Annotated in this window: 22 protein-coding genes; 10 read left to right on the top strand and 12 right to left on the bottom strand. The window is 39.2% G+C overall.

The window, feature by feature from the left end; all coding sequences use genetic code 11:
- Positions 1-130: 130 nt before the first annotated feature.
- Both ABJN95_RS12440 and ABJN95_RS12435 read right to left on the bottom strand, forming a co-directional pair.
- Positions 131-1,735, bottom strand: coding sequence for an FAD-binding protein (locus ABJN95_RS12440; protein ID WP_348370730.1), 1,605 nt, complete (start codon positions 1,733-1,735; stop codon positions 131-133).
- A gap of 6 nt (positions 1,736-1,741) precedes the next feature.
- Entirely contained in the window at positions 1,742-2,107 is a 366-nt protein-coding gene (locus ABJN95_RS12435) for a hypothetical protein (protein ID WP_348370729.1), read from the bottom strand.
- A gap of 460 nt (positions 2,108-2,567) precedes the next feature.
- Between ABJN95_RS12435 and yiaK the strand changes: the two genes are divergently transcribed.
- Together yiaK and ABJN95_RS12425 are read left to right on the top strand one after the other, a co-directional pair.
- Positions 2,568-3,584, top strand: a complete 1,017-nt coding sequence (gene yiaK / locus ABJN95_RS12430) for a 3-dehydro-L-gulonate 2-dehydrogenase (protein WP_348370728.1) — start codon at positions 2,568-2,570, stop codon at positions 3,582-3,584.
- On the top strand, positions 3,581-4,615 hold the full coding sequence (locus ABJN95_RS12425) for a Gfo/Idh/MocA family oxidoreductase (RefSeq protein WP_348370727.1): 1,035 nt from the start codon (positions 3,581-3,583) through the stop codon (positions 4,613-4,615). Before yiaK ends, ABJN95_RS12425 begins: the two co-directional genes overlap by 4 nt.
- A gap of 77 nt (positions 4,616-4,692) precedes the next feature.
- On the opposite strand, the gene ABJN95_RS12420 is transcribed toward ABJN95_RS12425, so the two are convergent.
- Together ABJN95_RS12420 and ABJN95_RS12415 are read right to left on the bottom strand one after the other, a co-directional pair.
- The gene (locus ABJN95_RS12420) at positions 4,693-5,400 is read right to left on the bottom strand and encodes a LytTR family DNA-binding domain-containing protein (RefSeq protein ID WP_348370726.1); all 708 of its coding nucleotides are present in this window, start codon (positions 5,398-5,400) and stop codon (positions 4,693-4,695) included.
- A complete protein-coding gene (locus ABJN95_RS12415) occupies positions 5,397-6,377 on the bottom strand; it encodes a histidine kinase (protein ID WP_348370725.1) in 981 nt (326 codons plus the stop codon). The genes ABJN95_RS12420 and ABJN95_RS12415 overlap by 4 nt, the downstream gene beginning before the upstream one ends.
- A gap of 215 nt (positions 6,378-6,592) precedes the next feature.
- Between ABJN95_RS12415 and ABJN95_RS12410 the strand changes: the two genes are divergently transcribed.
- Genes ABJN95_RS12410 through ABJN95_RS12385 form a run of 6 tightly spaced genes read left to right on the top strand, consistent with a single transcriptional unit; the run spans position 6,593 to position 12,828 of the window.
- Positions 6,593-7,456: an ABC transporter ATP-binding protein gene (locus ABJN95_RS12410; RefSeq protein WP_348370724.1), complete on the top strand. Its 864-nt coding sequence runs from the start codon at positions 6,593-6,595 to the stop codon at positions 7,454-7,456.
- 1 nt (position 7,457) lies between these two features.
- Positions 7,458-9,008: a hypothetical protein gene (locus ABJN95_RS12405; protein ID WP_348370723.1), complete on the top strand. Its 1,551-nt coding sequence runs from the start codon at positions 7,458-7,460 to the stop codon at positions 9,006-9,008.
- A gap of 45 nt (positions 9,009-9,053) precedes the next feature.
- On the top strand, positions 9,054-9,431 hold the full coding sequence (locus ABJN95_RS12400; RefSeq protein ID WP_348370722.1) for a MauE/DoxX family redox-associated membrane protein: 378 nt from the start codon (positions 9,054-9,056) through the stop codon (positions 9,429-9,431).
- A gap of 30 nt (positions 9,432-9,461) precedes the next feature.
- Positions 9,462-10,424: a hypothetical protein gene (locus ABJN95_RS12395; protein WP_348370721.1), complete on the top strand. Its 963-nt coding sequence runs from the start codon at positions 9,462-9,464 to the stop codon at positions 10,422-10,424.
- 3 nt (positions 10,425-10,427) lie between these two features.
- On the top strand, positions 10,428-11,885 hold the full coding sequence (thrC, locus tag ABJN95_RS12390; RefSeq protein WP_348370720.1) for a threonine synthase: 1,458 nt from the start codon (positions 10,428-10,430) through the stop codon (positions 11,883-11,885).
- Position 11,886: 1 nt separating this feature from the next.
- On the top strand, positions 11,887-12,828 hold the full coding sequence (locus tag ABJN95_RS12385) for a homoserine kinase (protein ID WP_348370719.1): 942 nt from the start codon (positions 11,887-11,889) through the stop codon (positions 12,826-12,828).
- Here ABJN95_RS12385 and ABJN95_RS12380 read toward each other — a convergent pair whose 3' ends face one another.
- Together ABJN95_RS12380 and ABJN95_RS12375 are read right to left on the bottom strand one after the other, a co-directional pair.
- Positions 12,829-13,770 carry an EamA family transporter gene (locus tag ABJN95_RS12380; RefSeq protein ID WP_348370718.1) on the bottom strand — a complete coding sequence of 314 codons (942 nt, stop codon included), beginning with the start codon at positions 13,768-13,770 and terminating at the stop codon, positions 12,829-12,831.
- A complete protein-coding gene (locus ABJN95_RS12375; RefSeq protein ID WP_348370717.1) occupies positions 13,767-14,990 on the bottom strand; it encodes a M14 family metallopeptidase in 1,224 nt (407 codons plus the stop codon). The genes ABJN95_RS12380 and ABJN95_RS12375 overlap by 4 nt, the downstream gene beginning before the upstream one ends.
- Before the next feature lie 75 nt (positions 14,991-15,065).
- On the opposite strand from ABJN95_RS12375, the gene rlmF reads away from it, so the two are divergent.
- Complete coding sequence (gene rlmF / locus ABJN95_RS12370) at positions 15,066-15,923, top strand: 23S rRNA (adenine(1618)-N(6))-methyltransferase RlmF (RefSeq protein ID WP_348370716.1); 858 nt, start codon at positions 15,066-15,068, stop codon at positions 15,921-15,923.
- Between the two features lie 55 nt (positions 15,924-15,978).
- Here the strand turns inward: rlmF and ABJN95_RS12365 are convergent, their stop codons facing one another.
- The 4 genes from ABJN95_RS12365 to ABJN95_RS12350 form a co-directional block, all read right to left on the bottom strand.
- Complete coding sequence (locus ABJN95_RS12365; protein ID WP_348370715.1) at positions 15,979-17,334, bottom strand: DEAD/DEAH box helicase; 1,356 nt, start codon at positions 17,332-17,334, stop codon at positions 15,979-15,981.
- Positions 17,335-17,399: 65 nt separating this feature from the next.
- The gene (locus ABJN95_RS12360) at positions 17,400-18,953 is read right to left on the bottom strand and encodes a DEAD/DEAH box helicase family protein (RefSeq protein WP_348370714.1); all 1,554 of its coding nucleotides are present in this window, start codon (positions 18,951-18,953) and stop codon (positions 17,400-17,402) included.
- A 122-nt stretch (positions 18,954-19,075) separates the two neighbouring features.
- The gene (locus ABJN95_RS12355; RefSeq protein ID WP_348370713.1) at positions 19,076-19,759 is read right to left on the bottom strand and encodes a DUF1080 domain-containing protein; all 684 of its coding nucleotides are present in this window, start codon (positions 19,757-19,759) and stop codon (positions 19,076-19,078) included.
- A 39-nt stretch (positions 19,760-19,798) separates the two neighbouring features.
- Positions 19,799-20,455 (bottom strand): methyltransferase domain-containing protein, encoded by a 657-nt coding sequence (locus tag ABJN95_RS12350; RefSeq protein ID WP_348370712.1) that lies wholly within the window; start codon positions 20,453-20,455, stop codon positions 19,799-19,801.
- 146 nt (positions 20,456-20,601) lie between these two features.
- Between ABJN95_RS12350 and ABJN95_RS12345 the strand changes: the two genes are divergently transcribed.
- Entirely contained in the window at positions 20,602-21,201 is a 600-nt protein-coding gene (locus ABJN95_RS12345; RefSeq protein WP_348370711.1) for a glutaredoxin domain-containing protein, read from the top strand.
- Positions 21,202-21,207: 6 nt separating this feature from the next.
- Here the strand turns inward: ABJN95_RS12345 and ABJN95_RS12340 are convergent, their stop codons facing one another.
- Together ABJN95_RS12340 and ABJN95_RS12335 are read right to left on the bottom strand one after the other, a co-directional pair.
- Complete coding sequence (locus ABJN95_RS12340) at positions 21,208-22,332, bottom strand: hypothetical protein (protein ID WP_348370710.1); 1,125 nt, start codon at positions 22,330-22,332, stop codon at positions 21,208-21,210.
- A 942-nt stretch (positions 22,333-23,274) separates the two neighbouring features.
- The gene (locus ABJN95_RS12335; RefSeq protein ID WP_348370709.1) at positions 23,275-24,075 is read right to left on the bottom strand and encodes a hypothetical protein; all 801 of its coding nucleotides are present in this window, start codon (positions 24,073-24,075) and stop codon (positions 23,275-23,277) included.
- Between the last annotated feature and the right edge of the window lie 35 nt (positions 24,076-24,110).

Below are 24,110 nucleotides of genomic sequence, written 5' to 3'. Positions count from 1 at the left end.
TTTTGTCATTGTAGATTAAATATACTGAATATTCAATCTACCCCAAAGAGTATATGTTGTTTACATAGCCTACTGATTCGAATTGCTAGCTATAGCAAGTTTATTACATGTATTAATGAATCATCTCAGCTCAAATTCGCGAGGCAATAAGATCGTTCGGAATATGTGATTGTTTCTCTGAAAGCCCAGTGGTTTTTAAAAAGCCATTGGAAAACAACTTTTGCATGTCAGCGGTAAGCAAGGCACTTCTACACATTTTCCACTTTTTAGCATCGATCCCATACATATGGTCTACAAGTCCGTTGAAACCCCAATCAGAATTTTTACCCCAATGCATGGTAAAGGGAATGTTGTTCGCCTTTAATGCTTCAATCATCTTTTTGGAGATTTCTTTCAGTCCAATAAGATTATTTGACTTCTTCCATAAAACGCCATCTATTTCGATCATGCATGTAATTGGAAAGCGTGTAAAGGCCAAGGTTGCCTTTGATTTTTTGACAAAGCGCATCGCAAATATTCCCGGAATCGGTCCTTCGTTTATAGTCACATCGGCCAAAATTTTTAAAGCTTTTGACGAGTTTTTATGGTCTACACCAAAGGAAACGGCAAAAGCCGGGCCTTGATACGGAGCATCCCAAAAAGTCTCAGCAAGCGTTCCTGTAGATTCCTCATTTACATTGGGCAATATCGACTTTTCTAGGCTCTTTACAAACAAGGGTATCGCTTTCGGAAATTGCCGGCTTATTTGAATAATTAGATTAATTAAATCTCCATAAATTGAAGTTTTTATTACAGGAAAGGGATCGGGATAGGATTGCCTGTACGGCTTTTTGTATATACATTCGACCACGTATTTGCCATCATCTTTATATTGGTTGACAAAGACCTTGTAATGATAAGGTGTTTTTCCTTTGCCATTGGAGTCGGTTTCACCCTGTATTTTAAAGGTTGAATTTTTGAAGTCCATCGTATCTGCCAATTTCAAGGCAAGCTTTTTATCTATCTTTCTGACATATCGTTTCAACAAGAACATATTCTGAGCTTCGATAACCACGCCATGTATAAAACCAAAAGCGCCCAAGCCCACCAGAGCTGCATTGAAGAGATCATCGTTACGTATTACCCTAGCTTTTAGCTTTTGCACAAAAACATCATTCAAGGCAGGTTTAGTATGTCTTTCCAAATAGACGATATCTCCAGGATTGGGACCAATAACTAAGTTCAATCCAACTACATAATCTTGCACTGCTCCAACCCCAAGAGCAGAACCATGAACTCCCGTTGATATACAGCCCGCTATGGTTTGGCCGTTGCTTGCACCAGTGGTCTTTAATGATTTGCCGTGGCTCGCCAGTTTTTCAGAAACCTCTTTTATGGTATTACCACACTCAAAAAGAAACAGGTTTGTTGCATCGTACGAAGACATGGCGTGTAGATCTTGGTCTGTAAAGGTTAGATTAAGGTTCATAGCACCATTGAAATGCATCCGGTCTTTTTGATGTGCGATATTGTTCATAGACCAGGCCGAACCATACGCTCGAAAACCTTCGTTCTGATTTTTGGTTTCCTTAATAAGTTGTTGTATTTCTTTGGCGGCGTCGTTGTAGCGATCAAGCTTTGACGGCATAATTCCCGAACCCTCCAATCTGGTTTTGTATAAAATCTTTAATGGGAATGGTCCATTGTTGTGGAGTGTATCCCATTTGCTTACCGAATGTTTTGTTGTTGTTGCCATGGCAGATTAATTAGGGTTTTCTTTCATGCATACATATTTGATCTTCACCTTTCGCTTTCTTCCGAAAGTGATTGCGCTGAGAAGTACTCCCCCAAAGGTGTTTCTATATTCAACCGTATGCAGTTTTCCAGAAGGGCATAAATCAGTCTTTTTTATCAGCAAAGTAAAATCTTTGGTAGTGGCGTTAATGCTAATGGTAGTATCCAATTCAGTAACCGCCATGCCCCTATAGTAGTCTTCCCGAACTAGCGGTACTTCGGGTTCATATGCACCTTCTATACTTCGAAGGCGAACAGAATAACAGCCCTGCAGTAGTAAAGCACTGCTGAAAAGAATAAAGACTAGAAAAAAGAAAACTTTCGTGAATTTCATGGTCATCCCTTTGCGTTCTGTGCAATTACAGAAAAGTAGGTTGCAAGGGGAACCTAGAACTAATTAGACCAGCAATGTATTATTTTTCTTATAAGTTGCTCAAGGAATTTGTATAAATGGTTCAGGATTTTGTATGAATAGTACGACATAGTATAAGTCTACTATAGCCTATTGGATACCTAAAATTCGATTAAACAGTTTCACCTCGCACTTATAAAAACGGTACCATCTTCTTTTTAAGTCTTGGTAGTTGAAATGTTTTCGCATCGTTTACTTGATTTTAGTATTTGTACTGTTAGTATATGAAAGCATCAAAATGTCACAAAAAGAATCAGAAATCCGGATATATTTAAAAAAATCTATATGGGTTGCAGTTCCGGTTGATCATATTTGTTTTGTTTGCAACAATGGCAATTTCCTTTTTTGGTTTTGATTACTTTAGTAGTACTAATGCGTTTACATGGCTTTAATTCGATATGAAAATTTAAAATCAGTATTTGAAAAAATTCTTTTAAAGACCGGATTCTCAACTACCGATGCTGCTCTTTGTGCAAAGATATTTACTGATTCTACGGCTGATGGGTATCACTCCCATGGCGTTAATCGTTTCCCCGTATTTATAAAAACAATTACCGATGGTTATGTACAGATGAACGTGCAGCCAGAGCGGCAACTGGCGCTAGGAAGCTTCGAACGCTGGGATGGTAAATTGGGCCCGGGACCGTTGAATGCACATTTTTGTATGAAACGTGCCATTGAACTTGCCAAGGCATCAGGCATGGGTTGTGTAGCACTCCAAAATGGCAGTCATTGGATGAGAGGCGGGTCATATGGGTGGCAGGCAGCCGAAAATGGTTGTATCGCCCTGTGCTTTACCAATACGATGCCCAATATGCCTTCTTGGGGAGCCAAAGAGGCAAATACGGGTAACAATCCCCTTATTATGGCAGTTCCTGATGCCGACGGGCATATCGTTTTAGACATGTCATTATCACAATTCTCCTATGGGAAAATGGAAAAATATGCCATGGAGGGAAAGCACCTTCCATTCGATGGTGGTTTTAATTCAGAAGGAAAGCATACTGCTGATCCGAATGAAATTTTAGAAACCCAAAGACTCTTTCCAACGGGGTATTGGAAGGGCTCTGGGATGTCAATTTTGGTAGATTTACTAGTTACGCTACTTTCTTCAGGCATGTCAACGGCAAAAATTGGTGGGTTGGAAGCGGAGTACGGACTCTCACAAGTCTTCCTTTGCTTTGATGCCGAACAAATGAATAATCATAGTAGACATAAGGCCTTGGTAGATGACATTATCAATCACATTACCAATGCCATGCCAGAACATGAGGGCAAGCCGATAGAATATCCAGGAAGTCAAACCAAAAAGAGAAGGGCCGAGCACATGAAAAATGGAATTCCTATAAACGACGAAGTTTGGCAAACACTTCTTGATATACAAAACCAATCTGAATGAAAAAGAAGATCAGTGGAGATAGAGTTCGATGGGGCATCCTAGGAGTTGGAGATGTCTGTGAAGTGAAAAGCGCACCTGCAATGCAGAAAATCGCCAATTCTGAACTAGTTGCTGTAATGCGACGTAATGGAGAAAAAGCCAAAGATTATGCCCAACGGCATGGTATATCTACATGGTACGACGATGCGCAGGCCTTAATCAATGACCCAAACGTCAATGCGATTTATATCGCAACACCACCGATTGCTCATAAAGACTTAACCATTGAAGCTGCCCAATCGGGCAAGCCTGTATATGTAGAAAAACCCATGGCTCGAACTACGGAAGAATGCCAAGAAATGATAGCTGGGTGCGAGCGGGCCGATGTTCCACTTTATGTGGCCTATTACCGAAGGAAACTACCGAATTTTGAAAAATTGAAATCGCTATTAGATGAGGGTGCAATTGGTGATATCAGATTGGTGACGATTGAAATGTTCAAGACGCTTGATCCTGATATTGTTTCCAACATAGCGACTTCAACTTCGGCGAATTGGCGTATAGACCCCGATGTCTCTGGGGGAGGATACTTTTTCGATTTGGCCGCCCACCAATTAGATTATCTTGATTATGCCTTGGGCCCTATAAAATCGGTTGTGGGGCATGCGAGCAATCAAGCTCAAAAATATAAGGCGGCAGATATTATATCATCAAGTTTTAATTTTGAAAACGGTATTATAGGAACTGGGTCTTGGTGTTTTACGGTAGATAAGGTTGCGGAAAGAGACCAAATGACCTTTATAGGCTCACAGGGGCGAATTAGTGTTCCCTTCTTTGGAGCACCCAAGATCTTTCTTGAACGATCTGGTACACCAAAGGAAACCTTTGACTTTGAACTTCCTTATCATATACAACAACCGTTGATACAAACCATTGTCGATGATCTATTAGGTAAGGGAGTTTGTCAAAGCACAGGTGAGTCAGCAATACGTACAAATTGGGTCATGGAAGAGATGACCAAAAACTACTACTCAGCATTCAGCGGATCTTAATTACCATTAAAACTGTAGTCCTTACCGATTCTTGCAAAAAGCAATTTTAAAGGCAGTTGCAAATGCATAACAGGTGATTAGTTGTTTTCTATGTATTGCAAAACCTTTTTGCGGTATGATTTTCCAATAGGAATTTTTATGTCATTTTGAAGAAGCACTTGATTGCCATCAATCAATTTTAGTTGATCAAAATTAATGGCGAACGATTTGTGAATGCGCAGAAAGTGTTGCGGTAGCCTTTCTAGAAACTCTGAAAGTGTTTGGGGTGTTAAAACCATATTTTGCTCATATACCTTTATATAATTTCCATAAGCCTCCACATGCGTGATTGCATCTAAATTAAGTCTTAAGATCTTCTTATCGCTTTTTACAAAAATTGTTTTAGCCGAATGCGCTATAGGGTTCACCTCGTTTTCAGGCAATGCTTCTTCATCTTTTTGTACCTTAAGAACCGCTTGTAAAAAACGTTCTAAAGAAAAAGGTTTTAATAAGTAATCGGTAACCGATAATTCAAAACCTGCCACAGCATATTCGGGATAGGCTGTTGTGATAATCACCTTAGGCCCGCGTTGCAAGGTTTTTAATAGGCTCAGGCCAGATAGTTTGGGCATATTAATATCTAAAAACAATAGGTCAATCGGCTCCTTCTGCAGCATTTCGATAACTTCAAAGGCATTCTTGCATGAGGCTACCAACCTAAGCTGCGGTACATCTTTGATATAGCCCTCTAGTATTTGGCGTGCGATAGGCTCGTCATCGGCAATAAGACACTGTAAATGCTTCATTGTAAATCTAAATTGAGTTCAACTCGGTACTCGGTTTGGTGATGATTTACTATCAACTCATGGCTATTTGGATACATGAGTTCCAGTCTCTTTTTAGCGTTCTTTAAACCAATTCCACTTTTTTCACTATCTAGGTTATCTTCTTTCTTATTTATAAGGTCGATAGAGTTTGAACATTTAAATTGCAATTGGTCTTCTATTAGGTTCAAATGTACGCATACCTTACGCTCTTTATCGTGACCCACATGCATATGCTTAAAGGCATTTTCAACAAAAACAATAAACAGCATTGGTGCTATACTTTTTTTGCTAAAATCGCCTTTTTTTGAAAATTCAATTTCTGTTTGATCATCCAATCGTATTTTCTCTAAAGAAATGTAGTTTTCTAAATACCCAATCTCTTTTTCTAAAGGAACAAATTGCTCTTTGGTTTCATAAAGGCTATAGCGCAATAGATCTGACAATTTTAGCATCAAGCTAGGTAGTCGTTCCGATTTAGCTACCGATAACCCATATAAGTTATTTAGCGTATTGAACAGAAAATGTGGATTCAGTTGACCCTTCAGTAGTTTTAATTCCGCTTCTTTATCTTGTTGTCTTCTGGCAAAACTATCGCGCGCAAATTTTAATGCCGAAGCGAATGCTAGCGCCAAAATCATAATGCCAAGGAAATTAATGAACATTCCCCATTCAAAAGTACCCCCAAGGGATTTTTGAATAAGAAATACCGAAATTGCTGTAAATGCAAGGGTGTTTAGTACAAACAACAAAGCAAAGACAAAAGGCTTTTTACCGAAAAGTGGAATTATCAATAAATTGTTAACATATATCGGTGGCGCAAGTAAATGGATGGCAAAAATCGCGGAAAGCAACCTGTTATCTGATTGAATGGTGGTCAATAGAATTAAAAAAAGTAAAAACCATATAAATAGGTTCTGTACTAACTTGTTGTCTATCCAATGATCCCAATTTACCATAGTAACTTATCCTAAAAGCTTCGCCAAGATATGATATCCTTCAAAAAGCTACATCTTTTTATGATAAACGACCCTGTTTTTAATCTGTAAGGAGCAGTTTTGCTGCTATTCGTACTTGGCTACTGCTATCATTAAAAAGGCTCTGTTCATCATTCTTTTTTTGCTGTCATTTGCTTTTGAATCAATTTTAGGCCATCAATTAAAAAATAACAGTCATGAAATTGGAGATTCAAAATGTATCTAAACGCTACGGCAAAAACAAATACGGCATTCAAGACTTCTCACTCGCTATTGAAAAGGGTATCCTCGGGCTTTTAGGTCCCAATGGTGCAGGAAAATCAACCCTTATGAAGATGATAGCGACAGTCACCAAACCAACCGATGGCTTGTTGCTGCTAAACAAAAATAACCTTGTAAAAGACCCAAATTACATACGAAGGCAATTGGGTTTTTTACCTCAAGATTTTGGTGTCTACCCCAACCTCAATGCCTTTGAATTTTTGCGTTATATCGGTGCTATGAAAGGTGTTGGAGGAAACAGTTTGATGCAAAGAATAGAACAGCTATTAGAAGGACTGAATCTAACGGAGGCTGCAGGCAAACCCATTGGAAGCTATTCAGGCGGAATGAAGCAGCGTATTGGTATTGCTCAAGCCCTACTCAACCAACCCCGAATAGTGATTTTTGATGAGCCCACTGTTGGCTTGGATCCTGAAGAACGTGTACGCTTTAGGAATCTAATTTCAGATCTGGCGAACGACAGTATTGTGATACTATCTTCGCATATCGTTTCTGATATCGACACCATAGCCGATGAAGTGGTAATTATGAAAGGTGGATCGCTTCTTTCTAGAGGCATTCCTGAAGATATCATAAAAACGGTTGAACAGAAAGTGTTCGAAACTAACTTGGAAAAAGAGCATTTGCCTCAATTTAAAAATTCGCATTTATTGGTTAGCACCATGCGCAAAAATGGACAACTATTGGTTCGCTATATTTCAGATCGACCCATAGAAAATTCGATTCAGCAAAAGGCGAATTTAGAAGATGCTTATCTCTACCACACAAAATCCATTTAAGATGAAATCATTCTTTTCAATTGTTAGATACGATTATTATCAAAGAACCAGAAGTTATGCTTTTCTAATTACACTCTGCGCCAGTTTGGCTTTGGCGTATACATTTGTTCCGGAGCCGAATGCCAGTTATTCTACAATACGTATTTCTGATTACATTGGTTATTATAACTCGTCTTGGTTTGGGTATGTTACAGCAATTATGACGAGCATCTTTTTATCGCTGATAGGATTTTATCTTGTCAATTCAGGTATTAAAGCAGATAATGATACTCGAGTTGGACAAATTGTGGCCACTACACCGATCAAAAACCTAAGCTATTTGTTGGGGAAAGCAACAAGTAATTTTGCAGTATTGTTCACTATTGTATGCTGCGTTTTTTTTATGAGCGCAATGCTATTTTTCTTATACAATGATGGTTATCCCTTTGAAGTGCTGCAGTTTGTAAAACCATACCTGCTTGTTGTGTTACCCCCAATATTCTTCATTTCGACCCTAGCGGTAGTTTTTGAAGTCTTACTGGGAAGATATAGTGTCATTCAAAACATTGCTTTCTTTTTTCTCTTTACTGCCCTCGCACTAGCCTCCCCTCTTGAGGATACACATTTTATGACGGATGTATTTGGCAGCAAAATAGTAACACAGCAGATGATAACTAAGGTAAACGATATTTCAAATACAGCCACGACTTCAGGTTTAAATATTGGCTACGTGTTAGGAAATTCGAAGGAGACTAAAAGATTTCTCTTTGAGGGAGTCGACTTCTCCGCAGCATTTATCTTGAGCCGTATTCTTTGGATGCTTGTCGGCGTATTTCTGTTAGTATTGATTGCACCGTTTTTCCATCGTTTTGATCGCAAACGACTGGTAAAGATGAAGGTCGTTACAGAACAAGCCATGGCCAAGAAAAGAAAGGTAAACGCAGTTATTTTATCCGCTTTGCCAGCTGTACAAAAAGATTACGGCATCTTAGCCTTTGTGAAAACTGAAATGGTACTATTATACAGGCATGGTAAAAGATGGCTTTGGCCAATTAATCTGATCGGTATGGTCTTACTAACATTGCTGCCAATAGTTACCGCGCACCAGTATGTATTACCTATACTGTGGTTTTTACAGGTGGGTCGGTTATCTGAATTGAATACAAAAGAAATCACTTACGGTGTACACTATTTTGCCTTTACTTCTTTTAAACCAATAGGTAGACTGCTATTTTCCCAGCTGCTGTCGGGAATTTTGCTACTACTCTTTTTATCGGTTCCGTTGTTGATTAGGTATGTTGTAGCCAGCGATTTCTTGGCAGTAGCCACAATAGCTGTAGGAGGTATATTTATAGTGCTACTGGCCTCTACGCTTGGAATTCTTAGCAAGGGTAAAAAACTATTTGAAATTTTATTTTTTATGATTACCTATAGCAATATAAATGGACTTGCCGCTACAGATTATTTTGGTGGAATGCCGCACGGTTCATTCTATGTACCGGCTTTAGCGCTTATCTGTTTATTTCTGGTAATTCTCGGAGTATCCGTTCGTTATTTACAGTTGAGAAGATAATTTATAAACTTTTTACGTATACTCGTACTTGAAAAACAGAGCGTCATGAAAATAGTTTGGAAGATTTTACAAGTGATCTTGTCCCTTTTTTTAATTTATGCGGGCGTTCAGCATTTTTTAAAACCAGCTTTTTATGAGCCTTTTGTTCCCGCTTTCCTTCCGGCAAAGACATTTATCGTTTACCTATCGGGAATCGTGGAAATAGCCTTGGGCGTCTTACTTTTTATTCCAAAATATACCAAACGAGCCGCCACTGGTGTCATTATTCTTATGCTGATTTTCTTGCCGGTACATGTTTGGGATGTCTTTTCAGATACGCCTGCTATTGGGAGTCATGACGCTGCCCTCATACGAGTGCCCTTTCAGTTCTTGTTTATAGCTTGGGCTTATGGCATACGTAGGTTCACTAAGAACTCCATATAATTTCTTTGCAGCAATTAAAGAAATAAACAAATGGGCGCAACCTTAGTTTTTGAACTAGAAAAAATAAAATCTCTTTTAAAGGATGTCGATGTAGTTACGGCTATAGAAGAAGGTTTTAAGCAGTATAGTAATGGCAATACGGTTGTGCCGCCGGTAGGTGAATTGCTATTTGAGGATCCGCCAGGAGACGTTCATATTAAATACGGGTATATCAAGAATGATGATTTCTATGTCATCAAAATCGCATCTGGATTTTATAACAATAAAAATTTGGGAATTCCATCTAGCCAGGGGATGATGCTGTTATTCGATCAAAAAACAGGGCAAACTGTAGCTGTACTGTTAGATGAAGGTTATTTGACCGATGTACGCACAGCGGCTGCAGGAGCTGTGGCTGCCAAATATTTTGCTCCAAAGCATATTGATGCCATAGGTATTATAGGAACTGGAATTCAAGCCAAAATGCAGTTGCATTATTTGCAAAAAACCAACCCTTGTAAAACAGTTTGGGTTTGGGGAAGAACTGTCACGAATGCAGTCAAATTCAAGGACGAGTTAGCTGATGATTTTGATGTTCATATAGCACGAACGCCAGAGGTAGTTGCTAAAAACTGTAATTTGATAGTGACCACTACCCCATCTGAATCTCCCTTGCTACAGGCAGCTGATATTAGACCAGGCACCCATATTACAGCAGTAGGTTCCGATACATCAAACAAGCAAGAACTAGATGCTTCAATTCTTCAAAAAGCAGATATTATAATTGCCGATAGCATTTTTCAAAGTAAAAGCAGAGGGGAAATTTATCAAGCAATTTCCAAAGGTTTTATTTCTGAAGATCAAATCTCAGAATTGGGTGATGCTATTCAAATACAAGATTTGCAACGCAGCAGCGATCAACAAATAACAGTAGTAGACCTTACCGGAGTAGCTGTTCAAGATATTGTGATAACTTCTGCGGTCTTCCTGAATCACCAACAAAAGAAAAAGTAGCACATGATGCAGTTTGTGAGCAATAAAGGTGGAGGTGATCCGGTAGATTTTGAAACCGCCATACTCGATGGGTTTGCCGCTGACGGAGGTTTGTATGTACCTACCAGCCTTCCGCATATATCTCTAGCTCAATTAGAAGCATGGAAGCATTTGGGCTATGTAGATTTAGCCCTTGAAATCTTATCGCTCTTCATTGACCACTCGGTTATCTCTAAGGCAGAGCTCAAGAAATTGCTAGAAGGTGCTTATGCCACTTTTGAAAAGCCAACAATTATTCCATTGCATCGATTGAAGTCGCGAACAGAAACCTTTGTGATGGAACTTTTTCATGGGCCTACCCTCTCATTCAAAGATGTTGGATTGGCATTTCTCGTGAACTTGGTAGATTTCTTCTTAAAAAGAAGAAATGAATACAAAACGCTAATAGTGGCCACAACGGGAGATACTGGCCCTGCAACCGCCTTTTATACGGCAGGGAAATCGAATTTGTCTGCCTGGGTATTGTATCCAAAAGGAATGATAACAACCGAACAAGAAAGACAAATGACCACTCTGCCCCATGTGAACATACATCCAGTGGGAGTTTCGAATTGTCCCGATGGCGGTGATGACCTTGATGTAGTCATTGCTAAATTATATGCCAATATTTCGTTTAAAGATAAAGTTCATTTATCTAGTGTGAACTCTATCAATTGGGGCCGGGTTATGATGCAGACCGTTCATTATTTTTATGCCTATTTCCAAGTTGTTGACTCGATTGGTGAACGCATCAACATGACAGTGCCGTCAGGTGCTTTCGGTAACCTATGTGCCGGCAGTTTAGCACGTAAAATGGGATTACCTGTAACTACCTTTGTCGTCGCCAACAATACAAACGCCTGTTTGCATCGTATTTTTTCTGAAGGCCTATTTTCCAAGAGGCCCATTTTTGAGACACCTTCATCTGCCATTGACATTCTTATTCCGTATAACTTCTGGCGGTTTTTATATTTCTGTATAGGAGAGGATACTAAAAAGATTAAACAGTGGTCTGATGAATTCATTGCAACTGGAAAAATTCAGTTCGACAAAGAAACCTATGTATCCTATTCTGAGGGGTTTTTGTCGGCCAGTATTTCAGATGAGCAAACTCTTCGAGTGATGAAGGAAGTATATAGCACCGATAACTATTTACTTGATCCTCACGGCGCCGTGGCCTTAGCAGCAGCAGATGCCGTGAAAGAAAAACTGGATGATCAAAAATTGGTATGCTTGGCGACGGCACATCCGGCAAAATTCCCACAGGTTGTAATGCATGCCTTGCAGTTGGAGCTAGTACCCAATGAAGCTAAGCACCACTCCATAGAGCAGGCCAAAGTACTTTGCGAAAAGGTATATTCATGTGATTATAAACACCTAGAAGAAGCGCTCTTGAATGTTATGACGAAGGATTGGGATTTAAAACACAATAAAACCGACTAAGATGTTACCCTATTCCGTTTTAAATCTTAAAGATATCGTTGTAATCTGTCAAGAGTATGGTATTCAAAAACCCAAATCATTTTCCTTGTTAACTGGTGGTTCAGAAAACACAAATTATCTGATAGCAACTAGTGAAGAAAAATTTGTGTTGACCATTTGCGAGCAGAAAACGGAACAAAGCGCTCGAGAACTTGCATTTTTACTAGAGCATCTAAAGGCGAACGAGTTCAAATCCTCAAAGCTAATCAGAACCAAAAACAATGCTCCAATTTCTAGGTGGAAAGGAAAACCTGTCATGCTCAAAATGTATCTAGAGGGTAGTATTACAAAGACGCTACCTGCGCATATTTTAGAAACTATAGGCGTTCATATGGGAAGACTACATCAAATCAAAGCTCCCGATTATTTACCAAAAGAGTTGAACTATGGTATAGCATCTTTTGACGAAGTTGAACATTATGCTTCGGGCTCGCCTTTTTCATTATGGCTAAATGAAATACAGAATTATGTGCAACCCTTCCTTTCAGAAAATTTACCCAAATCGTTAATACATAGTGATATTTTTTATAGCAATGTTGTAGTATCTGTCGATGGGAAGAGTGCTAGTATCATGGACTTCGAAGAAGCTGCATATTACTATCGCATTTTTGATTTAGGTATGACCTTGGTTGGGCTCGGTTGCGAGGCTCAAACCTTGCATCTCGGTAAAGCAAAGGCGCTATTAAAAGGGTATCAAAAAGAAATAGTTTTAAGTGCCTTAGAAAAGTGCTCGTTGCAGGCATTTACAGTCTATGCAGCAGCCGCAATGACTTTTTGGAGACATCGAAATTTCAACCATATTAATCGCAACCCGAAAATGTTAGACCATTATTTAGAGTTGAAGTTTGTTGCTGACAATGTTATGCACATGCCAACCCAAGATTTTGCAGAAATCTTAAACTGATTATTCCTTGTAGCGTTTGCTGGGCAACTTACCGAATCTTGAAAAAAGTGTCAATTTCTTTTTTGTATTAATAAAATACACCCCGGTCAGCAGTACAGCAGCTGCAATAATAGATTGGAGGGTAATCTGTTCATTTAAAAAATACCACCCCAAGAGCAAAGCGATAATAGGATTCACATACGTAGATGTTGCTACTTTCTCTGGGGAAACCATTTGCAACAAATAATTGAAAGAGGTAAAGGCCACAATGCTTCCGAAAACAATTAAAAGAATCATAGTGTACAATACCTTGGGGCTCCATTCTACTGGAGACGACCAGGGTTCATTAAAAGCGAGACTGAGGGCAATGAGCATGATTCCGCCAGCAAACATTTGATACCCGGTATTGACAAAATAGTTTTTAGGTAAATCGGCTTTTCCGACAAAGAGACTTCCGTACCCCCAACTTACCATACAGCAAAAAATCATAATCATCCCCAAGACGGAATTCTCTTGACTAAGTATCTGTTTTTGACTAACCAAAAGATAGATGCCGATAACGCCTAAAAAAACACCTACTATTGACATGGGCTGTATCCTTTTTCCTTGAAAAATAAGCATGAGTATAAGAACTACCAATGGTTGAGCGGATATTTCAAGTGCTGCCAAACCGGTATCTACATATTTAAGGGCCCAGACAACAACTCCATTACCAAAAGTTAAGAACAAGAAACCTGCAATGACAGTATTCCAAAGCTGTTTTTTGGTAATTGCGATAGCAATCCCCATAAGTCTGCATGACACCAGAATCATAATTCCGGCCGTTATAAAGCGTACAGCTGCCAACATAAATGGTGGTAGCTCGGTTACGGCAATTTTATTCAACAAATAGGTGGAGCCCCAAATGACATAGATTGAGAAAAAGGCCAGAACGATTAAAAAGGTGTTTTTAGAGGTTCTCATTCGGCTAGTAGCAGTTCCATCATGGCTCGCGCCGATTCCTTACCTTTTGTTCGAATAAAGTCTCTAGGCGTATCGTCACCAATTTCATAGGTGATGCCCGTGGCACCAAATTGTCGATTGAACCAAGCGCTAGATGTCGGGCGCAAGTTTTTACCCGGACTTTCATTGATATCGTCTAATCCGACGGCGACCCTAATTTTTTCGAGCCAAGCTTTCGTGAATTCGGGAATTTTTCTTTCAATGCTTTCATGCGGTGTATAGTATACGTCACGGTAGGTGGAATGAAAATCGAGACCAAGAATCACATCATTTTTACTCGTCATCGTTTCACGTACCATATGGCTAGTAACCTGAGCGATTTCGGGTTGGTGATATTTACTCCAATCTCTGTTCAAATCAACACCACCAGCATTGTGTCTGTAATGCCCAAGATCTACACCATCGGGATTCATTAGTGGATATACCATAACCCGATACTTTTCTAAAAATCCATTTGTTGCGCCTTCCTCTATAATTGTTTCTACAAAAGATTTCATACATAAATATCCCGTTACTTCAGGTGGGTGCTGTCTGCTGATAACTAGTATAGCCGGTTTTTTCGCAGATGAACCTTTACTTAAATTTAAATAGTATAAGTCTCTGCCTAACTTACTTTTACCAGCTGACTTTTGGGTAACTAAGGCACTTTGAGACATCATTTGAACCCACTCCCCTACGCGTCTATGATCTTGTAGCTCTTGAGCAGCCAACCATAGCGTATCTCTGCCTACCTTGAGTTTCAATTGCGCACTTGTACTGTCTGTATTTCGATCTAACAAGGTAGAATCTAATACAGTCCAATGTTTACCATCCTGGCTGAGTTTAGGCGTATAGCGATGTTTGGCCCCGTTGGAATAATCCAATTTCAGATAAATCTCATGCTCGAATGCAGACCATAATTTGAAAGCATACCACGGACTTGGATTTATCGGAAAATTCTCTGGCCAAATATTGGCTGTGTATGTTGAATCATTGTCTTGTGTCATACTATTTAGCCGTGCCGCAGGGAAATCATTGCGCACGCTCAGACCGTTAAAGTGGTACACTTTATTTTTTTGATTTGAGATAGGGCGTTTGCTAGTATCTACGGGTATGGCGTATTCATGTTGGTCAGCGGTCAATGAAGAGCTGCTTTTGCAACCAAGGCATAGTGCGAATACAAAGAGTAGTAGTTTTTTCATAGTTGCTTCTTACGCCAATCTAAAGTAGCGAAATTTATCAAGTTAAAAGCTACCTTTACAAGCAACTTTTGGCACATGCATCAGCGCAACATTCACAATACTCCCTACGATTTTAAGGCGCTCATCACGGCCTCTCCAGAACTACTGGCTTTTGTTTTTCAAAATGCACACAACGTAACAACTATTGATTTTGCAGACCCTGAAGCGGTTTTGGCCTTGAATAGGGCAATTTTAAAACATCATTACCACCTGATAGATTGGGATATTCCCCAAGGTTACCTCTGTCCGCCAATACCTAGTCGGGTCGATTACATACACCATATTGCGTCAATTCTAGAGAAAATGGCATTTGTACAGCCCATAAAGGGACTTGATATCGGCGTTGGTGCTAATTGTATATATCCCATTTTAGGAGCTCAAGTCTACGATTGGAAAATGGTCGGTAGCGATATCGATAAACAAGCCGTAAGGGCGGCCATGGCAAATGTACGTAGCAATCCTCAATTTTCTGAATCTATTGAAATACGACATCAACTAGACAATGCCAATATTTTCGGGGGAATCATAGAACCCTACGAGTATTTTCATTTCACTATATGCAACCCCCCTTTTTATTCTTCCAAAGAAAATGCTGAGCAAGCCACCCAGCGCAAACAAAAGAATCTTGGGCATGCGTATAATGTCAAACGCAATTTTGGCGGACAAGCCAATGAGCTTTGGTGTAATGGTGGGGAAGCACTTTTCCTAAAGCGAATGATCAAGCAAAGTAACGCCTATAGGAAACAGGTAGGTGTATTTACAAGCTTAGTTTCCAAATCAGAACATCTTCCAAAGCTAAAAAAGCAACTACAGAAACTTGAAGCGGTATACCACACTATAGAATTGACACATGGCAATAAGAAAAGCCGCATACTAGTTTGGCAATTTGCTTGATAATTTTAAATAAACTATTAACTTATATAATAAAGAATAAAATACTGTTTAATAGTTATTTACGTTTTTTTCTTCTATTGTAATTCTTGTCTCCTTTGGTTTTCGATTTCTTATATTTTTTTTCCATGCTTCGCCTATACGACCCCCCTTGATTCGTGCGTTTATTCTTGTCTTTCTTTTCATGGAAACTAGCCCCTCGCACAGTATCATCAATAGACTTCGCCGGATTGTCTCGTTCCTTGATTTTTGGCGTTTCTTCGGGAGTCAATTGTGTGGCTATTGCGACAGATGGTGGCAGCTCAAGCTTCTTGATGGTCATTTTCATCAGAGTTTCAATCGCCTCTTTGGCGGGTTTCTCTTTTTGGGTGTACATAAGAAGGGAAGTTCCCTTCTCTTGCGAGCGCCCCGTTCTACCTATGCGATGTATATAATTTTCAGGAAATGCCGGGGTATTGAAATTAATCACATGCGATATACCTTCTAGATCCAATCCGCGAGCCATAACATCGGTAGTGATTAATATGCGGTTTTTACCTTCTTCAAATTCTTGTATAGCACGCAGACGGTAATTTTGTGTCTTGTTGGAATGTACGACACAGGCTTCGCTACCGTAGATTTCTTCAATTTCCGCAAACAAACGGTCCGCCAATTTTTTGTTTAACGTAAACACTAAAACTTTGCTAAAGAGATTTTTATCGTTAAACAACTCAACTAATAAGTTAACTTTAGTGTAAAAGTTCGGAACCGCATAACAATATTGTGAAATGTTATCTAGCGGGGTTCCGCTAACAGCAATTGTGACTTTTTTTGGGGATTTAAAATAGTCATTGATGAGTTTATCAACCTCTTGAGTCATTGTAGCCGAAAACATGATATTCTGGCGTCGTTCAGACAGTAGGTCCATAATATTGGTCAACTGAAAACGAAACCCAAGATCGAGCATAACATCCACTTCATCAATCACTACCTTTTTGATTGATTTCGTTCGCAAGGCTCCATTGAGCATCAAATCGTAAAGTCTTCCCGGAGTGGCGACTATAATATCTGCACCTTCTGCTAGAGCGTCCCTTTGCCGATTCATGTTCGTACCGCCATATACACCTAGAGTAGTAAGCGTAAGGTATTTTGTGAGTTTTTTGATTTCCGCTACTACTTGCACTACCAATTCACGAGTCGGTACTAAAACTATGGCCCTAGGGTGCTTTTCCTTAGAAAAAGGAAGCATTTGCAAAACGGGAATCATATAGGCAAAGGTTTTACCAGTACCAGTTTGCGCAATACCTACCATATCTGTTCCGGAGCGGATAACAGGATATGCCTTTGCCTGTATGGGTTTTGGATTTTCTAAACCCAAGTCGTCAATGGCCTTGAGCAAAGAAGTGGAAATTTTAAAATCGTCGAAAGAAGACATTCGCTATTGTTTTGAAAATCAAACTATTTCAAAACAAAGGTACAACGCTTTAAGTGTTAATACGACTAGTCTATTGGAGGATGCCCGTGAATTTCTTCAAACAATTCATCAAAGTTCTGACGCAGATAAGCATTTAGCTTCTTCTTATAATCGTCTTTCAGCCAGTGTACAAAGTTAAACGTACTTCTACTAATGCACTTCGCATAGGTTTGAATACGTTGGTCAACGTCGTCTTTAAGCATTTTCGCCAAACCCAGTGCGTCATATACATCTTCACTGTTCTCAATACAAATCTTTGCATGCTGGGCAATGGAACGTTCTAAGACGACCTTTGAAGATTCTCCCTTACTCGTAGCATCTACATACACTTGTTTAATATCGAAAGAAACATCTTCTGACTTTGCAAACTCCTCGCGAAGCTCTTCCGACATTTCATGTTTGAACCGGCCTTCAATGGTTTCATCATCTTGAATGCGGTCCATATAGTAATTCGGTGATTTAAAAATGGTTTGCCAATCTAAATCAGCACCCCACGGACCAAATCGGTACATGTTATTTCCTAAATCAATCACCGTAAATTTTGACTTGTTGTTCAGAATACGAGAACCACGACCGATCATTTGATAATACAAAGTCAATGACTTGGTTGCCCGGTTTAAGATAATAGTGTCTATTGTAGGTTCATCAAAACCTGTTGTTAAGATGCTTACCGAAGTTAAAATCGCATCTGGAGTTTCTTTAAACCATTTTAGAATCTGTGCTCGCTGTTTTTTAGTTGCCGTATTATCTAAATGCATGATCGGGAGTCCTGCAGCATTGAAGGTATGATATACATTGATGGAGGTGTTGATTCCATTATTAAAAATCAAAGTCTTCTTGCCTTTGGAGTGCTTCTCGTATGCTTTGAGCAGTTTCTCAAGCATTGCCGGACTCGAATATAGGTCTTCAGAAGATTTTACGGTGTAGTCACCGTTGGAACCAACCTCAAGGGAAGTTAACCCCATATCGTATTGAAATACTTCTGCCCTCGCCAAGAATTCATTTTCGATGAGCGATTCAATGGTTTCACCTACGATTAGCTCGTCGTAGTTGCCTTTCATTGGCAGCTCTTTATTCGAGCTCAAAGGTGTAGCTGTTACTCCAAGAATAAACGATTTTTCAAAAAATTTAAAAAGCTTTGTAAAGGAGTTGTAATGTGCTTCATCGATAATTACCAGTCCGACATCAGAAATATCGAGCTTATCATCATTTAGGCGATTGTTCAGTGTTTCGACCATAGCTACATAACAGCTGTATTCAGCCTGGTCGTCTAGATCTGCTTTACTATCAACTACTTTGTTGACTACACCAAATCCTGTTAGCATTTCAGATGTTTGTCGACATAGTTCAACCCTATGGGTCATTACAAGCACCTTCTTGTTATGCTTTTTCAAGTACTGACGCACCATTTCGGAGAAAATAACTGTTTTCCCCCCGCCTGTCGGTAATTGATAAAGTAAGTGATGATCTTCAGGTGCGGTTTCGAATTTATCGAAAATCTGGCCAATGGCGCCTTGTTGGTATTCGTAAAGTTCTTTGTCTGTTTTCCGTTCTTGTACTGCTGCTGCAATTTCCGCCATATGATCCTTTTCTTTTTTGGAGACTGCAAAAATACAGCTTTATAGGCGTTTACGGAATTATTACGTCGAAACTATCAAAGTAATCGCTATAGGAAAGTACAACCGATCAAAAAATACACTGCTTATTCGGTTAATTGTGTAATTGGAGTTACTACAACTTTTCTGAACTCTACTTCTGAACCTTCGGCTTGCAGCGCAATTTGACCTTTGTTTGCCGTGGCGTTGTAGCCGTGGTTCACCAAATCACCATTTACCCAGACCTTAATTTGGTTGTCCAAACATTCGATTGACATACTATTCCATGCTCCTACTGGTTTTTCAGAACCATCAGTTAAATTCAATATTCTACGTTTTTTGCCTTCTGTAATGCCCCATTCTGTTTTCGGGCCGCGACGGGCTATCATATTATCGACACTAATATCTTCAACAATACACCAAAAGTCTCCTGCATTTTCATACATCATTTGCACTTCGATAGATTTCGGGAACATTTTATACAATGACCTTGGGGTCGATGCAAATACCAAGACACCACAATTACCTGGTTCTGCGGCAAAGCGATATTCAACCTCTAATCTAAAATTTTCATAACTGTCATCGGTAATGATATGGCCTTGGGGGGTGCCCAAACTTACCAGCATTCCGTCTCGTACGACAAAGGGGTTACGGGCATCAGGAATACTATCCATTTCTGGTACGTCGATGTGCCAGCCTTCTAAATTCGTACCATTAAATAGACTTTTGGCAGATTGTGAAGTACATGATATAAATATGCTTAAAATGAGGAGTGGTACTAGATTTTTCATGCGGTAAAATAGTAAAATGTATTTTGAAAAATGGTTTTTCTAACCGTTTTCAGACAATACCCCAACAACAATCCACATTTGTTTCTCTTCGTTTTCTTGCCAGTCTCCAAAATCTTTAACCTCCTTGGTGATGCTAAAACCAGCTTCTTGCAGTTCTTGTTTAACATATTTAGAGGATAGCGTATGGCCTTGAACCTGTTCTTCTCTACTTTTTCCTCGCTTATGTTGTTTTAGCTTTTCGAGAATAAGGATTTTGCCGTTGGGTTTTAGTGCTTTTTTAATATGACCTAGTACTGTCATGTAATCACTTATTTCATGGTAAGTGTCCATTACGATGACTGCATCAAGACTTCCTTCAGATAATTTCGGATCATCGTAGTCGCCTAGTACCACCTCAATATTATCGACATTACGCTCTTTAATATATTCCTTCAGCCTATCTAATCGATATGCTGCAACGTCGACGGCAAAAACTTTACCTGTCGCTCCCACTTGTTTTGACAAGTGAAAGCTTAGATATCCTTCATGACATCCGACATCTGCAACCTGATCTCCTTTTTCAATTTCTGCCAGTGCGAAGATTTCAGCAACATTCATCCAGGTATCACGCTCTTCCCAATCTTCCTCTGTATATTGAGCAACCGCGCTGTTGAAACAGCATAGCAATATATTTGCTAATAGAAACTTAAATGCCATATCTCTAAGATATCATTTAAAGGGAGATTTCACTATTAAAATTCTCTTAAACCAAGACTTTTATCGTTCAAGTTGGGCAGTTGGCTGAATTTAACTCTGCATATCTACTAGAATCCTTATATTTCGCTCTCGAGAAAAATTGTGATATGAAACTGAAAATACTACTTCTACTACTTTTTGTTGTACTAAAAACAAACGGCCAAGACACGCCGCTTCGCGTTGAGACCAAAGATATTCCGAATCGTTTAGCGTTTTATGCCGTTAATGAAAATGAGCAAGACTTCGATGTTCAAATAAAGATCTCTGGTACCAACTTTAGACAAAGTCAGGGTCGCCCGAGATGGGTACGTGTTCCAGCTGCATCTAAAGTACATTTGAAAACCATTGTTCTTGCCCGAGGAAAACGACCCAACTACACTTATGATTTACTGGTAAACGATAGCCTTTCAAGAAGGGCATTAAAAAAGGAGTTTGAACGTATTAAAATAAAACCTAAGAAATCTATAACGCTCTATATTACCGATGGATGTCTTTCTTGCGATAGTATTATAGACCCATTAGACGCCAGTAACTATAAGTATATCAAACACCTTCTGAGTGAAAAACCGGAAATTCGTGATCAGTTAAAAAGTTATTTGCCCGCAGCAATTGATTCCATTAAGACGCCCATTCTTAACATCGGCGGGCGCTTGTTTACACAGATTGAAAGTTATGATAAGCTGTTGGCTGAGTTGAATAAGGATTAGAACGGCTTATTGAATACTTTCTTGAGCCACAGTAAAATCAAAAGTTGCCTTACCTTGGGTTGCCAACCAAAAGTTTTTTAGACTCCCCCAGCTGCCATCTGGAGCTCCCTGTCTTGAAAAATTCTCTAGGTTTGCGCTTATAGTATCTATCTGCTCTTGGGAAATTTCTGCTGTGGAAATAACCACCGTAAGTGCCTTAAAATCTTTTTGCGAATCCGATACTGAAGGAACGCGTACGCCATGTTCGTTTATAAGATCTTGAGCGGTATATGTAGTTATGGCGTCGGCTGTGAACTCACCCGCATTTTGTGTCCATTCTGGATTTACAGCTACCTGTATTGACCCTAACTCATCTGGCCCTATCAAGCCCATAGTATATAACTCTAACGCTCCATACACAACGCTGTTTCCACCATTTGCAAAAGTTCCAAAGCCATTTTGACCATTTAGACTTCCCCTATAGGTGTTGTTGCCGAGATCTTCAATTTGATCAAATCCTCCTAACTGCCCAGCTGTACTTGCAAAACCCCAATGGCCACCAACAGTGCTTGGAATTATTCCTTTATTTCCCCAAGAATGCGCAATTTCATGTAAAAACGGACCGTTGGATATGTATTCGGTTCGAGGCATATAAATAATACTTTTCAATTTCCCAGCGGAACCGTATGAAGCAGCATTGTTGTAAACACCTGTTCCCAAACCTTGAACCTGATTTTGAATTAAATGCGACCTACCATAAAACAAACCCGATGGTTGTGTTTCCTCTACTGAAAGAATAATGATGTAATCAAAGTCATCATCCAAATATTCGTATGCCTTTTCAGCAACCATGGTGATATCACCATCACCCGCAAGAAATTGGGCATAGTCTGCTTGTGATAAGACATAGTTGGCCACTGTTCGTGTAGCATCCAATGTAAAATCTTGATCAAACACTACCGCTCCGCTAGTATCAACTTCCTCGTCGCTAGGTGTATCATCGTTCGTTTCTTCCACATCTTCAGATATCGAATCGTCTTCATCTAGTAATGTCGTTGCATCTGTACTACAGGAAATACCAAATAGTAGGAATGCAATAGGCAATACAAAGTAATTTTTGAACGTCCTGTGTGCAGATTGAAAAGTAGTCATAATACACTATTTTGAATTGGGTATCTATATAACCTGTTTTTTTCCTATTTATTTTCTTTTATCAATTATGTTATGTCGGGTACGGCTGTAAACTTCTACCCTATCTTCATGTAATGATATCGGTCTTATTACCCGTTTTTTACAAAGTATACCAAAGCACAATGTGTCAGCAAGAAGCTTAGAGCTCTGGCGCAAATACTATAATGCATATATAATCAGATAGTTAGAATCTACTGAGCTGCTTTTTAAGTTCAAATTTGTTAAATTTTACATAAAATAGTACCTTTTTATACATAGTACTGTAACAAAACTAATTATTGGTCGTCTATTAGTTGTAAGTCGATTGGAATCAATCAAAAAACAATTCATCATTTCAATTCGACAGTTCAGAAACATAGATTATATAGAATAACAGAAAAACAACAATTTTACAGCATCAATCAAAAACAGCAACACGATGAAAACTTTATATCCACATCAACTAAGACCCAGAGTATATTTCACCTTGGGCTTTGGTTGGAACACAGACAGGTTGTATGACCAAAGAATAAAGAGCAAAAGGAATCTAGATCAAACTATTAATCAATAAAAAACGATATCATGGAAAATTTAAATACGAAGCAATTAAGAAAATCATCAGAATTCTCAAAAAGCGACATCTGGAACAATAAACGACGTTACAGATAGTCTTGGGCAAACCCTTTAAAGACTAGAAATCATGAAAACAATCATCAATCAATCATCGATAGTATCAACAACCTCAGTATTCTTTTCAGAGTCTAATCACCTCAACAGAATTCGTTGGACAGATTTAAAGTGTTAACTCCGCTCATCACGGAATTTGAACCTATCAAAATAAAGGCCCGTACTTCAACAAGTACGGGCCTTTATATCTTATGAGTTAACCACTACCCGATTGGATAGGTGCTAACTTTAGTTACTTTAATCTTTAATAGAAATCTCTTCTTCTGTTCCATCAGGATAGGTGACCGTGGCCACATCATCGCAGGTTCCGTCACCTAAGTCTACATCTACTTTGAGTCCGTTTTTAGTCAGCTGCATAACTCCCTTGCCGGCATAATCGCAGCCAAAAGTGATTTCTAAAGGCGTGGAAACGTCAACGGAATATGTATTTCCGTTTGCTTTTACAGTCCAATCTCCATCAACAGTGAGTGCACTATTTTGCAAATTCTGCGTATCAAAAACGAATCCAAAAGTTTTAGTGCCCATTTCCTCAATGATCGATTCATCCTTGAGCTTAATAGACATATCGCTAACAATTGTAAAAGAAACATTTTCTCCGGCAGCCTCGGCATTCATAGTAAAGCTTCTGGTTCCATTTATGGTATAGTCACCAACTGACAAGTCAGTATAAGTTACTGTAAACGAAGTTGTTTCAGCACCTACTGTATAAGTTACCATTACCGTTCCCGTGATGTTATCACTTCCTTCCACACTACAATTGTCGAAGGTTACTGAGAAGCCGGTGTCTGAAAATTCAGAGACGTAGCAGTCTTCAAGTCGTGAAGATTTAGCGGATTGACCGTTTTGAAACAAATCGGTTACCACCTTATCGGTAGCACTTGAAAGATCATCGGTTTCCAATATGGTTTTCACTTCAGTAGCTGATACTTGTGTGTCATCGGCTAAAGGGTTGTAATCATCCTTACTACAATTAATAACGAGTAGTGCGATACCGCTAAAAAGGACTAATCTGGTTGCTGATTTAAATAAGGTTTGCATTCTGTAATAGATTTAAGGGTTACATCTATCGTTTC

Source organism: Maribacter sp. (genome assembly GCF_039974175.1).
GTDB lineage: Bacteria > Bacteroidota > Bacteroidia > Flavobacteriales > Flavobacteriaceae > Maribacter_C.
The sequence above is the reverse complement of the archived record's forward strand: the minus strand, read 5'-3'. Positions and strand labels throughout refer to the sequence as shown.